This window comes from Chryseobacterium indologenes, from assembly GCA_016025055.1.
GTDB lineage: Bacteria > Bacteroidota > Bacteroidia > Flavobacteriales > Weeksellaceae > Chryseobacterium > Chryseobacterium indologenes.
Map to the genome: position 1 here is coordinate 633,487 of CP065590.1, position 13,727 is coordinate 647,213.

The window sequence follows — 13,727 nt, forward strand, 5'->3', positions numbered from 1 at the left end:
TCTATGGAAGAGCAAAATTCAAATATATGGTGGCTCAACGAGGAGTCTGAGCAAATGCTGAACAGAGGGTACCTGTTGAAAGGGGAAACGGTAGACGGGGCTATCGACAGAATTACCACTGCAGCTGCAAAAAGACTGTACAAACCTGAGCTTCAACCGGCTTTTAAAGAAATGATCACTAAGGGATGGATCAGTTTCTCATCTCCCGTATGGGCTAATATGGGAACGCAAAGAGGTCTTCCTATCTCATGTTTTAACACCCACATTCCTGACAGTATTGAAGGTATTACTCACAAAATGGGTGAAGTAATTATGCAGACAAAAATTGGTGGAGGAACTTCAGGATATTTCGGAGAATTAAGAAACAGAGGTACTGCAGTTACTGACAATGGAAAATCTTCGGGAGCCGTATCGTTTATGAAGCTTTTTGATACCGCAATGGATGTTGTATCTCAGGGAGGCGTAAGAAGAGGTGCTTTTGCTGCTTATTTAGATATTGACCACGGAGATATTGAAGAATTCTTATCCATCAAAGATATCGGAAGCCCTATTCAGAACCTGTTTACAGGGGTATGTGTTCCGGATTACTGGATGCAGGACATGATCGACGGTGATATGGAAAAACGTAAAGTTTGGGCAAGAGTTTTAGAAAGCCGCCAGCAAAAAGGTCTTCCATATATTTTCTTTACAGATAACGTTAACAGAAATAAGCCACAGGTTTATAAAGATTTAGGAATGACGGTGAATGCAAGTAACCTTTGTTCAGAAATTATGCTTCCATCCACTATGGAAGAATCTTTCATCTGCTGCCTTTCGTCAATGAACCTTGAGTTGTATGACGAGTGGAAAGATACAGATGCTGTAAAATTAGCTGTGTATTTCCTTGACGCTGTTTTATCAGAATTTATTGATAAGACAGAAGGAAACTATTACCTTCAGGGAGCAAGAAACTTCGCTATGCGTCACAGAGCTCTTGGATTAGGAGTTTTAGGATACCATTCTTATTTACAGAAAAATATGATCCCGTTTGAAAGTTTTGAAGCAACCCAATTCAATGCAAGAGCATTCAGACATATCAAAGAACAAGCTGAACAGGCTTCAAGAGAGCTTGCCAACATATACGGAGAACCTGAGGTATTGAAAGGATACGGACTGAGAAATACCACGACCATGGCTATTGCTCCTACCACTTCAAGTTCTGCCATCTTAGGACAAACCTCTCCGGGAATTGAGCCTTTCTCTTCCAACTACTATAAAGCAGGTCTTGCTAAAGGAAACTTTATGCGTAAAAACAAATACCTTGCAAAATTATTGGAAGAAAAAGGATTGGACAACGAAGAAACATGGAGAACCATCATGTTGAACCACGGTTCCGTACAGCACCTGAATGAACTGACTCCTGAAGAAAAGGCAGTATTCAAAACATTCAAGGAGATTTCTCCGATGGAGATCATTTCTCAGGCTGCACAGAGACAACAATATATAGACCAGGCACAATCACTGAATCTTCAGATTCCTTCTACAATGCCTGTAAAAGATGTGAATTACCTGTATATTGAAGCCTGGAAAAAAGGAGTAAAAACATTGTATTACCAAAGAAGTTCTTCTGTTTCAAAAGAAATGATGGTGAACTTTGTGTCATGTTCAAGCTGTGAGGCTTAGACTCAAGTAATAAACACGCTATATTATTAAAGGCATACCGAAAGGTGTGCTTTTTTATTTTCTTAACCGGCCGGCTTTATCCCTAAGAAAATTGTACTACTTTTACAGTTACCAGGATAAAAAATTATTGCCATAGAAAAGGCCCGGAAAGAAAATCCGGACCTTGAAAAAGAATTATATCGAAGTAAAGTAAATAAAGTATTAAAAATTATATCTTATCCCCAGCTGCGCCTGGAATCTGGAGGCAAACTGATCGATAGTATATGGCAATCCCGGTGTTTTAAAGTTATAGGTAGGATCACCCGCTGATGGTTGACCTGCAGCTACGTTTCCTACTTTAGTCAATCCTACACTTGCCGTAGAGTTGAATGTATTAGGTACAAAATACACTTTTCCCCAGTCTTTATTCAGCAGGTTGGTAAAGTTGATAATACTTAACGAAATCTGTAGTGTATTTTTAGATTTTTCACTCAATTTGATTTCGTCCATTATTCTGATATCAGCCTGAATATTCCAAGGGGTAACATCTCCGTTTCTCTCGGTAAATTTTCCTCTTCTGGATTTTAAATAATCATTATTGTTGACAAAATTTTCATAATCAGCAATCTGTTGCTGGGCACTTACCAAAACATTTCCTGTTCCGTCTTTGATGGGAACGATGTATTTGGCTGCTTCAGCGGCATCTTTAAAAATATAAGACAGACCTGCCGCTTGTCCCGTATTAGCAATGGTACTGTTGACAAATCCCCACGTGAAAGGATTTCCTGATTGTGCATTGAAATATACATTGGTGTACAACCTGTTCGATTTAGAAATATTAAAGGCATATCCCAGATTTGCCACTACCCTGTTTTTGATGGCAAAGTTGGAAGTTGTCAGCTTAGGATCATTAGGAGTTAATGACTGGTTCATTTGCCAGTTGCTTTCCATAGAGTTTCTGATCCCGTTGGTAATATCTTTAGCATCCCCATAGGTATACGCAACAAAGAAATTGAATCCGAAGTTATATGATTTTGACAACTGCGCTGTCAGGTTATAGCGGTATCCTTCTTTTGTATTGGACAGGAGGTAAGCATTAGAAAACTTACTGTTGATATTGGTGGTATAGATCGGCATCTCATGATTCACATCATAGCTGTAATAGGTCACATTATCCGTTTTATTAACCTGCTGGAATTTTAAGTCGTACAGTACTTTTGTATAAATTCCTTCCAAAGTAAATTTATATCCTTGTAAGTTATAATCAAATGCAAGGGAACTTCTCCATACTCTCGGCATTTTAAAATTATTATCAATAAGGTCTACCTGTACCTTGGAAGAATTCTGCCAGTTCGCAAAATTGGAACCTATCAGCGGGTCTCCGTTGGCAGCAATCTGAGCAGCTGTGGGTGCATTATAATCGTAGCTTCCAAAACCTACCCCGTCATTGTAATACGCATATCCAAGCCATGCAAATGGAATTCTTCCTACAAAAATACCCGAGCCACCTCTCAGAACCATTGATCTGTCTTCGGTAACATCAATGGTAAACCCTAGTCTTGGAGAGATAGTCGGTTTATTAAGATACGTATTGGTTAACTGGCTTAAGGGCGTATAGGTATAAGTGTTCCCAAAATTAGGATCTTGTGGAGAATTGTTTACCAACGGGCTCAGCTGCGGTTTATTAGGCAAATCGGTATAATCGACCCTGATTCCCGGAGAAAGTCTTACCCTTCCCCAATTGATCTCATCCTGCAAGTATAATGAAAGGAGATTGACTTTATACTGGGCATAAGGATTATCAAAAAGAGTCTGTCTGCTGTCTCCGTTAAAAGGATAGGTTCCTCTTATTCTGGAAGGAGTACCGTTATAAAAATCATTCAAACTTTTATAAGATATTCTTCCGTTTAAAGCATTGACAAAACCGTAATTGATATTATACAGTTCATTATGAGTTCCCAATAAGAAAGTATGGTTTCCTGTTTTATAAGTAAGGTTGTCGGTAATTTCGAATGTTTTCTGTTTCATGTTGAAAACAGTTGCTTCCCTGTCATTACCCAACAGAATAGTTCCGCCGTTATAACTGATTTCGACCTGCGGAAACATCGCATTTCCTGAGGTAGGATCTCTGTAATCATGAATAGAAGAATACCCTGCCACAAAACTATTGCTCCATTTATCATTGAAACGGCTTTTCAACTCAAGTGTGGTAGTAGACGCAGTATTTTTCTGGACGAAATCCATACTGGCAAATCTGAAATTGGCGCCATCCCTTTCCAGGTTGGAAGCCTGGGAAAATACTGTATTATTTTTAATGGATAAGGTATGTTTATCATTAATTTTCCAATCTAACTTGTTGAAAAGCTTGGCGCTTTCAGAGAAATTATTGTACTGATTAAAACTACCAACGTTAAAGCCATATTTGTTTTGTACAAAATCTGAAATCTGTTGTGCTACGGTCTGGTTTACCAATGCATTGGGATCACTGGCGTTATAAAAAACAGGATCTGTTCTCTTTGTATATTCGAGATTGGTAAATAAAAACACCTTGTCTCTCACCACCGGCAAGCCAACTCTTCCACCATAGATAAAATCTGAGAAATCCTTGGGCATTTTTGAATGATCTCCTACCCTGTTATTCCCGGTAATCGCAGCATTCCTTCCGTACACATACATAGATCCCGTAATATCATTACTTCCGCTTCTGGTCACCGCGTTGATACTTCCTCCGAGAAAATTTCCCAGCTTTACGTCATAAGGAGCAATATAAACCTGTACATCCTGAATAGCATCCAGACTTATCGAGTTGGAGCGCGTACTGCTACCAGGCATCCCGGAGGTTCCCGTCTGCCCTCCTAACGAAGGACTGAACCCAATGGCATCATTATTTATAGAACCATCAATCGTAACATTATTATAACGGAAATTTGTTCCGTTAAAAGAGTTATTGGCGCTCTGAGGCACCAATTTGGTAACATCCTGAATCCCCCTGTTGATATTAGGAAGCCCTGATATCTGAGCCTGAGTGATTCCCACACCATTCTTTACCGCAGTCTTTTTAGATGTTATTTTCACTTCATCGATTGTTTTTTCCTTACTCCCCAGATCTACCAAAGGTAGATCGTTATTTCCTAAAGACAGCTGTAAATTGGTATTTTCATAGATCACCTTTGAACCATCCAGGACCTCGATCTTGTAAGGGCCACCCGGCTGAAGGTTATCCAGACTAAACTGTCCTTTACTGTTACTTTTCGTCTCAAAAGTACTATTGGTAGGCACGTGTACTACCTTTACAGTGACTTCAGACGAAATCCCCTTTAATCTTCCAAAAATTTTAGAACTGGTTTCCTGTGAAAATGCAAACCCAAACGATAATAAGGCAAAAGCACAGATCAATTTTTTCTTCATATTTTTTATTACTAAAACCTGCCGTAAAAGTAGATGTACTAAATATGAAGTGTGGTAACATAAAATTAATATTATGTAACAGGATGTTTAACATTTCCTTAAAAAAACTTAATATCAATACCAGAGGAGTTTCCGACATTTTTTCCCACATATTTATTATCATTGGCATCTTTACCGCTGATCAACCAGCTGAATATCTCTCCTAGCGGTAATGTAAGAAATGTCTTTTTTAATAATTGTCCCCAGATTACTCACCTCAACTTTTCCGGTTCATCACAATTGCAGGAAGTTTCGTTATGGAATATGGCGAATCTCACATGCGTGAACTTAAGAAACGGCTCAACGGAAGATTTAGTTGATTTTAACAATAATAACTCCGGCTTATCGGTTTGTGTGGATGACAGATGGATGAGGTTCAGATGATGTATCCTGATATCACATTTACGACCAACTGTAGGGAAAGCACACGGGCCCTCACACCGGAAATCACAGGAAAGAAAATCCGTTTTTTTCCCAACGCTGTAAAAGATATTCTTTTTGTGAACGCAGATTCTCCTATACAGGGTTATAACAAATAAAAATCGGGTTACAGAAAAAATCATCACAAAATAACAAGACTTAATACAATTGTTTTCGATAAAAATCATAGAACTTTCTATGATTTTTTTGGTTTATATTTGTGTTTATTGTTTAACACTACAAAATTACAGATATGAAATTCGGACAAGTAGAAGACCCGCCAAAAATAGATTTTACCCTACCCAAAGATCATTCTAAAACCAAAGAAATTTTAAACCTTAATAAAAAAGGTCTTGAAAATATCTCTATCGGATGTGCCAAGTGGAATAAAACGGATCTTAAAGGTTTTTATCCTAAAGGAACCAAAGATGAACTGACCTATTATGCAACTCAATTCAACTCTATTGAACTGAATGCTACTTTCTACGGAATGCCAACCCCGGATCAGGTCAAAACATGGAAGGAAAAAACTCCGGAGAATTTCAAATTTTTCCCCAAAATCACCAATACGGTTTCTCATTTCAGAAGGTTAATTGACGTGACAGATCCGGTTACCCATTTTGCATCGGCTGTCATGAATTTCGATGAAAAACTGGGAATGGCTTTTCTTCAGCTTCATGATAACTTTAAACCCAAAGATTATGACAGGCTGGAAAAATTTGTAAAAGAATGGCCTAAGGAAGTTCCGCTAGCTATAGAACTCAGAAATACCGAATGGTTTACTGACGAAGAAATTCTCAATACAACATGTGAACTTTTCGAAGCCCATCATATTACCAACATCATTGTAGATACAGCGGGAAGAAGAGATATGCTGCATATGCGCCTTACGACTCCCAATGCGTTTATCAGGTATGTAGGAGCTAATGCAGAAAGTGACTATGAAAGGCTGGATGATTGGCTGAAACACCTCACCCAATGGAAAAAGCAAGGGCTTCAGAATCTTTATTTCTTTGTACACCAGAATATCGAAAAAGCGTCACCGCTGTTATCAGCTTACTTTATCAAAAAATTGAACGAGGAATGGAAAACAGATTTGCATATTCCACAAATGGCTACGGAAAACACCGGTACACTTTTTTAATACAAAATAGAAAATTATCTAAAAAAAGATAATCAAACCGATTTTAAACTGTTGATTTTAAAGTGAAAAAATCCTTTTCACATCAAAAAAACATACATTAGGCATGATAAGGCTGTCCGGAAGACTGCAAAGAACAGATGATGCTGATCCTGAATTATCATTAACGCAATACAACCAATGGGTAAGATATCATCTCTTACCCATTGATTTTTTATCTTATATCACTATTTGTTTTTTCTCAGAAGCAATACCAGATTAAGAAATAAAAGCAGAAAATCGAGGGTAATCCAGATTCCCAGTTTTGTATTCTCATAATTATATGCATCGACTTGTTTTTTGGCAGCGTCAGAAAGTTTCATACTCTGGTTGATATAATTCTGTACTTCTACAATCTGATCAATATTCTTGTTGGGAACTGCATGCTGCGAAAAGTAGACGAGGTTCTTTTTGCCGAGATAGCCGACGATCCAGTACTCATCAGACTTATCCATTTTCAGATATTCTACTCTATAATATTCCGGGCGTATTTTACCGATATGTTTAGGAATAAGTGTAGTACTTTTATCCACCTTATCTACATTGATGAGATAAAAATCAAGGGCCTGAGGAAGTTTGTTCACCACCTGAAGTCCTACAGAATTATCCACAAATGCAACAGCACTTTTTTTGATAAACCAATACGCAAAAAACGAGATTGAAAAAACAAGCGTCAGGATCCGAAACAATTTTGCCCATTTTGCTATCCTTCCCGATTTAACCTTATATAAAATCAGGGAAAGCACACAAGTCCAAAAGATAACAACGATGAAAAATTCCATACGGCAAAGATACTGATTTCAGAATTGAGTGGGAAGATTAATCTACATTCCACTCTTTATAAAACTGATCGAGGAAATTCAGCATATAGTCATGCCTTTCTTCCGCCATTTTTTTTCCATGCTCTGTATTCATAAGATTTTTCAGAAGCAATAATTTTTCGTAGAAATGATTGATCGTAGTACCATTAGACTTTTTATATTGTTCCTTGGACATATTCAGGTCAGGCTTCGCTGCAGGGTCATACATCGGATTGTTTTTAAACCCTCCAAAATTAAACGTTCTGGCAATTCCGATAGCTCCAATGGCATCAATTCGGTCTGCATCCTGTACAATCTGAAGTTCAATAGGCGGATTTACCGGAGCCTGATCTCTGTTTTTAAATGAAATATTTTCAATGACAAACAAAACCTTTTCAATGGTTTCATTGGGTACATTCTGCTTTTCAAGAAACTCGCGGGATATTTTTGGGGCTATAGTTTCGTCACCATTGTGAAATTTAGGATCGGCAATATCGTGAAGAAGTGCAGATAATTCTACCACGTCTTTGTCGCAATTTTCTGTTTCGGCAATTTTTCGGGCCAGCTTCCACACTCTTTCAATATGAAACCAGTCATGTCCTGCTTCTGCGCCTTCCAGTTTTTCTTTTACAAATTCTACCGTGTTGTTAATCGTACTTTTCATTTATCTATCAGTTCATTTAAAATAATATCCCAAAGTTTGTGGTTATAACTTCTAAAAAAATTAACGTGGCCGATCTCTTTTTTCACAGATTCCGAGGTTTTTATAAGTCTGTAGGTAGGTTTCAGATTAGGATAGGTATTGTTCAGTAAGCTGAGCACTCCCTTTTCTGTAAGCCATACATCATCTTCGGCACGAATTACAAATACTTTTTGTGTCAAATTTTTAGAATAATCATCAATTTTTTCCAACAGCCTGTTGGTTGATTTCTTGTTTAAAATTAAGGTTCTCCAGTCATATGCACAATTTTTTGGAAGACTTTCTCCAAGTCCAAACCAATTTGCCGGGAAATATCCTAACAATGAAGTAGTTAACGGCTGAACGATTCCAAAGCCCAGATAAGCTTCAATTTTGGTTCTCAATTTCAGGTTTCCTACGAAAGCATTCTGTGTACCTACAAAAATAAATTCATCGAACATTTCGGAATCCTTGTTCATTCCTAAAATCAATGCTCCTACAGAATGGCCAAGGCAATATTTTTTATAATCGGGAAATTCTGTTCTGATATATTGAGTTACGGCTTTATAATCTCTGGATCCCCAAATCCTCATAGACCCGTGGAACCCCCTCATATCCTTCGGCTTCGAGAGTCCGATTCCCCGGTAGTCATAAGTAATCACAGTAAAGCCCTGTTGAGAAAAATAGCTGGCGAAAGAAAAATACACCTGTTGCTTTACTCCTGTTGCAGAGTTAATCAGCAGGAATTTACCGTTACTTTTTTCTGGCCGGAAAAGATGAACGGCTAATAATGCATGATCTTCTGTGGTAAGTATTAGTTTTTCCATATCTTAAAAGAAAATGTCCACTATAAAAGTGAACATTTTAGGTATATTTTTATGTTAAGTTTTAAACTTTTGATATGCCGTAAATAGCTTTAAGAAAGGAAATCTGAGATTCTGGGCAGCCCTGTCTGAGATCCTTTTCCTCTGGAAACCCTTGACGAAACTTCATTTCCGAATTTCACACAATCTTCAATGGTATTCCCATGGCAGAGTGCTATTGCAAATCCTGAAGTAAATCCGTCTCCCATTCCCATTTTATAAACGGTTTCATCTTTATCATTTCTGTAATACTTCATCTCTGTACCGTCAAAATAGATCGTTGAATTGGTATCATCCCTTACAAACACCTTGTTGAAGTATTTAGTAAGAACTTCTTCTCTTTTCTCTTGTCCAAAGATGATATACAGTTCGCTGCTTTTTGCTACAATAAAATCAACATTGGCTAAAACATCATCACTGACCCTCATCGCAGGAGAAGCATACAAACCTACTTTTTTACCATGTCTTTTGGCTTTTTTAACGGTGTATTCCACAACCTCCATTGATACTTCAAGCTGCACCAGAACAAGATCAGCACTGTAAAAATACTTATCCGCTTCGTCAATATGAGATTTATTAAGATATTTATTGGCTGCAGGCACCACCACAATCGCGGCATTTCCGTTGCTGGTTGTCACATATGCCGTTCCTGTCGCTTCTTTATCCGTTTCATGAACAAAACCCACATTGACATTCTCGCTCACAAGGTTTCTCATGATCTGTTGCCCCAGAGGATCCATTCCTACACAGCCTATGAAATAAACACTCGCTCCGAGCCTTGATGTACCTACTGCCTGATTCGCTCCTTTTCCTCCGAAATAGCTATCTGAATTTACAGCTAAAACGGTTTCATTCGGTAAGGGAAGCTTTTCTGTTTCCAGGACAAGATCTATCGAAGAACTGCCTACAACAATAATTTTGGGTTGTTCTGATGAGAAATTCATTGTGTTTTTGACATTAGTTTTACAATTTATAATGAATGAAAATTCTGTATAAAAATAAATAATTTTACTTAACTAATTTCAATAAATTCAGTTATTATCTTCACGGGTGATTGATCTTTATCATAACCAATGTAGCTGGCATAGAATCCTTCACCGTATCCTGTCTCAAAAGCAAGTATAGTTCCGGGATGTGTTTCTGAAGGTTTTAAAAATGCGTACTGGTCAATCGCTCCGTTTTCATCAAAGAAATGTCCATGGAAAAATTCTTCATAAATTCCCATAAAATCTCCGCCTTTATTTTCGTATAACCTCTGCTCAAGGTCATTAAGACTCTGCTGTGTTTCTACATCCATAAAGCAGCCCATTCCACTTTCAACGGGATAACCAAAGACCTCTCCATCAGCCAGTTCTTTTATATTCTGCCCGTTGGTGGTTGCCAGTTTCCATTCTTTAATTTCAGAATGGCTAAAGATAATTTCGGCATAGGCCACACAATTGCTTTCCCTTTCTTTGTGTAGCGTTCACAGAAAAATCCCCTTTCGGGAATTCGGTAGAAAACGGAATCATATCATTGGTGATCAGAGGATCACATGCAACCAGTTTCCCACTGGAAAGATAGATTTTCCCGATTTCAAAACTTTCCAATAAAGGACTTTCTACAAAGTCTTTTGAAAATAGTTTTTTTATGTTTTCTATATGTTTCATTGTATTATATTACTTATTCTCCGTGAAAGGTTAAACAACGCAGAAGGTATTCATCACGGTCAGAATAGCTTACTGACAATTCTTTGAATTGATCCCAATTATTTGTATAGCCCCTTTTCCCTTCTGTTCTGACTTTTCACCTGATTTTCAAACCCAAGAGTTTGAATGATGTCATTAAATGCAATAAAAGAAGACTAGTTGAACCGGTCTTCTTTTATAGGTATCATTTTCAGGAAATTTACCTGATTGATATTGTACAAAATGGTTTCAATATCATGGGCAACTCCTGTATAATAGGAGTTGTTGGAACATCTTAAAATATATACGAAATTTTGTTTCATTTTTATTTCAAAAACAGGCTTTGACTCTGCCGCAGCCCGACATTCCAACAACTTCTTTAGTTATTGGGGTTATTTACAAACTTTTCAGTTTCTCTTCCAAAATTGCAATTTTATCAAGAGCATCTTTTTGTTTCTTACGCTCAACCTCAACAACTTCGGGTTTTGCATTGGCAACAAATTTTTCGTTAGAAAGTTTTTTGTCAACTGAAATTAAAAATCCTTTCAGATATTTTAATTCTTCTTCAGTTTTCGTTTTTTCTTCTCCTAAATCCAGGTTTTCACTCAAAGGAATTGACACTTCCGTAGCTCCTACCAGGAATGTAAAGCTTGGCTTATCCGTTTTCTGTCCGAAGTGGATTTCCGCAACATTGGCCAATTTTCTCACTACTGCTTCATTAGTAAATTCTGCAGCATTAGTATAAACTTCAACAGCCTCTCTTGGCGAAATCCCTTTTGTCTGACGATAGTTTCTTACTCCGGAAATCAATTCTTTTGAAATCTCAAAGTTTTTAATGACATCTTCATTAAAGCTGCCTGCCTCTTTTGCTGAGCAATGACCAAAGCCTCATCCAACTTTCTTTCTGAAATCAGTTGCCAGATTTCTTCTGACTGGAAAGGCATGAACGGGTGAAGTAACTTCATCAGCTCTTCAAAGAAACCAATGGTTCTGTCATAAACTTCTTTAGAAATTCCTTCTCCATAATTCGGTTTGATAGCTTCAAGATACCATCCGCAAAAATCGTCCCAAATTAATTTATAGATCAGATGTAAGGCATCAGAGATTCTAAATTTCTCAAACTGATCATTGATTTCAACAATCGTTTTATTCAATTTATTCTCAAACCATTCTATAGCCTGATTATCTGTAGCAACAGCCGGTTTGTCCTCATGATTCCACATATTGATCAAACGGAAAGCACTCCAGATCTTGGTCATGAAATTTCTTCCCTGAAGCATAAGATCTTCATCAAAAAGAAGGTCGTTTCCGGCAGCAGAGCTTAACAAAATACCCACACGTACTCCATCAGCCCCGTATTTTTCCATCAATTCGATAGGATCCGGAGAATTTCCTAAAGATTTTGACATCTTTCTTCTCTGCTTATCTCTTACAATCCCTGTAAAGTAAACATTTTTAAAGGGAACTTCTTTTTTATATTCTAATCCGGACATGATCATTCTGGCTACCCAGAAGAAAATAATATCCGGTGCCGTTACAAGATCAGAGGTCGGATAATAATACTGAATATCTTTGTTTTCAGGATCTAACAACCCTTCAAATACAGACATTGGCCACAACCATGCTGAGAACCATGTATCCAATGTATCCTGGTCCTGTCTTAAATCTTCTGGAGTCAGTTCCTGGTTTCCGGTTTTTTGTTTTGCCAATAGCAAAGCTTCTTCTGCGGTTTCTGCCACTACAAAATCATCATCTCCCGTTCCGTAGTAGAATGCAGGAATCTGTTGTCCCCACCATAGCTGACGGGAAATATTCCAGTCGCGGATGTTTTCCATCCAGTGTTTGTAGGTATTTTTGAATTTCTCAGGATAGAATTTTACCTCGTCATCCATTACAACATCCAACGCCGGTTTAGCAAGGTCAGACATTTTAAGGAACCACTGAACCGAAACCTTAGGTTCGATAACAGCTCCGGTTCTTTCTGATGTACCTACTTTATTGACATAATCTTCTGCTTTTAATAAAAGATCTTTTTCTTCCAATTCTTTGGCAATCTGTTTTCTTACATCAAATCTGTTTTTTCCTGCATAGTGAAGGCCGTGCTCATTTAAATTTCCATCATCGTCTAAAGCATCAATCATTTTCAGCTGATGTTTTTGTCCGATCTCATAGTCATTGATATCGTGGGCCGGGGTAATTTTCAACGCACCTGTTCCGAATTCAATATCTACATATTCATCTTCAATAATAGGTACTACTCTGTTTACAATCGGAACGATTACATTTTTACCTTTCAGGTGCGCATATCTTTCATCATTAGGATTGATACAAACGGCGGTATCTCCGAAGATGGTTTCGGGACGTGTTGTCGCAACGGAAAGAAATTCTTCCGAACCTTCTATTTTATATTTCAGGAAATATAATTTTCCGTTCTGCTCTTTGAATATTACCTCTTCATCTGAAATATTGGTCTTTGCTTCAGGATCCCAGTTTACCATTCTGTATCCTCTGTAGATCATTCCTTTATTATAAAGATCCACAAAGCTTATAATAACCTGTTTTGAAAGGTTATCTTCCATGGTAAAGCGAGTTCTGTCCCAATCACAAGAACATCCCAGCTTTTTCAGCTGCTCAAGGATAGTTCCTCCATATTTATGAGTCCAGTCCCATGCATGTTGTAAAAACTCTTCACGGGTAATGTCTGACTTATTGATCCCTTCAGACTTCAACTTAGCAACAACTTTAGCTTCAGTAGCGATGGAAGCGTGATCTGTTCCCGGAACCCAGCAGGCATTGAAGCCGCGCATTCTTGCACGACGGACCAGAACATCCTGAATGGTATTATTCAACATATGGCCCATGTGTAAAATCCCCGTAACATTGGGTGGAGGAATTACCACGGTATATGGTGGTTTATCATTGGGTTCTGAATGGAAATACTTGTTTTCCAGCCAGTATTTGTACCATTTTTGTTCTGTTTCCTGTGGATTATATTTTTCTGAAATCTGCATAAATTCTATTTCTTTGGCT

Annotated in this window: 8 protein-coding genes and 2 pseudogenes; 2 read left to right on the forward strand and 8 right to left on the reverse strand. The window is 37.8% G+C overall.

Features of this window, described 5'->3' with window-relative positions; genetic code table 11:
* Positions 1-3: 3 nt before the first annotated feature.
* Complete coding sequence (locus H3Z85_02900) at positions 4-1,662, forward strand: ribonucleoside-diphosphate reductase subunit alpha (GenBank protein QPQ52453.1); 1,659 nt, start codon at positions 4-6, stop codon at positions 1,660-1,662.
* Between the two features lie 201 nt (positions 1,663-1,863).
* Here H3Z85_02900 and H3Z85_02905 read toward each other — a convergent pair whose 3' ends face one another.
* On the reverse strand, positions 1,864-5,049 hold the full coding sequence (locus H3Z85_02905) for a TonB-dependent receptor (GenBank protein ID QPQ52454.1): 3,186 nt from the start codon (positions 5,047-5,049) through the stop codon (positions 1,864-1,866).
* A gap of 712 nt (positions 5,050-5,761) precedes the next feature.
* Here H3Z85_02905 and H3Z85_02910 point away from each other — a divergent pair.
* A complete protein-coding gene (locus tag H3Z85_02910) occupies positions 5,762-6,652 on the forward strand; it encodes a DUF72 domain-containing protein (protein QPQ52455.1) in 891 nt (296 codons plus the stop codon).
* 224 nt (positions 6,653-6,876) lie between these two features.
* Here the strand turns inward: H3Z85_02910 and H3Z85_02915 are convergent, their stop codons facing one another.
* The 7 genes and pseudogenes from H3Z85_02915 to H3Z85_02945 all read right to left on the reverse strand — a co-directional run bounded on the left by H3Z85_02915 (position 6,877) and on the right by H3Z85_02945 (position 13,708).
* Positions 6,877-7,470: a hypothetical protein gene (locus H3Z85_02915; GenBank protein QPQ52456.1), complete on the reverse strand. Its 594-nt coding sequence runs from the start codon at positions 7,468-7,470 to the stop codon at positions 6,877-6,879.
* A 37-nt stretch (positions 7,471-7,507) separates the two neighbouring features.
* Complete coding sequence (locus tag H3Z85_02920) at positions 7,508-8,152, reverse strand: HD domain-containing protein (GenBank protein ID QPQ52457.1); 645 nt, start codon at positions 8,150-8,152, stop codon at positions 7,508-7,510.
* Positions 8,149-8,994: an alpha/beta hydrolase gene (locus H3Z85_02925; protein QPQ52458.1), complete on the reverse strand. Its 846-nt coding sequence runs from the start codon at positions 8,992-8,994 to the stop codon at positions 8,149-8,151. Before H3Z85_02925 ends, H3Z85_02920 begins: the two co-directional genes overlap by 4 nt.
* An 89-nt stretch (positions 8,995-9,083) precedes the next feature.
* Positions 9,084-9,974, reverse strand: coding sequence for a ribokinase (locus tag H3Z85_02930; protein ID QPQ52459.1), 891 nt, complete (start codon positions 9,972-9,974; stop codon positions 9,084-9,086).
* Positions 9,975-10,042: 68 nt separating this feature from the next.
* Positions 10,043-10,679 (reverse strand): annotated as a pseudogene (locus H3Z85_02935) (DUF4241 domain-containing protein).
* A gap of 194 nt (positions 10,680-10,873) precedes the next feature.
* On the reverse strand, positions 10,874-11,020 hold the full coding sequence (locus H3Z85_02940; GenBank protein QPQ52460.1) for a hypothetical protein: 147 nt from the start codon (positions 11,018-11,020) through the stop codon (positions 10,874-10,876).
* A gap of 73 nt (positions 11,021-11,093) precedes the next feature.
* A pseudogene (locus H3Z85_02945) lies at positions 11,094-13,708 on the reverse strand (valine--tRNA ligase).
* Between the last annotated feature and the right edge of the window lie 19 nt (positions 13,709-13,727).

Excerpts from the sequence above, each read along its gene's own strand:
- H3Z85_02900 (QPQ52453.1), top strand. The coding sequence starts at position 4 with ATGGAAGAGCAAAATTCAAATATATGGTGGCTCAACGAGGAGTCTGAG.
- H3Z85_02905 (QPQ52454.1), bottom strand. The coding sequence starts at position 5,049 with ATGAAGAAAAAATTGATCTGTGCTTTTGCCTTATTATCGTTTGGGTTT.
- H3Z85_02910 (QPQ52455.1), top strand. The coding sequence starts at position 5,762 with ATGAAATTCGGACAAGTAGAAGACCCGCCAAAAATAGATTTTACCCTA.
- H3Z85_02915 (QPQ52456.1), bottom strand. The coding sequence starts at position 7,470 with ATGGAATTTTTCATCGTTGTTATCTTTTGGACTTGTGTGCTTTCCCTG.
- H3Z85_02920 (QPQ52457.1), bottom strand. The coding sequence starts at position 8,152 with ATGAAAAGTACGATTAACAACACGGTAGAATTTGTAAAAGAAAAACTG.
- H3Z85_02925 (QPQ52458.1), bottom strand. The coding sequence starts at position 8,994 with ATGGAAAAACTAATACTTACCACAGAAGATCATGCATTATTAGCCGTT.
- H3Z85_02930 (QPQ52459.1), bottom strand. The coding sequence starts at position 9,974 with ATGAATTTCTCATCAGAACAACCCAAAATTATTGTTGTAGGCAGTTCT.
- H3Z85_02940 (QPQ52460.1), bottom strand. The coding sequence starts at position 11,020 with ATGAAACAAAATTTCGTATATATTTTAAGATGTTCCAACAACTCCTAT.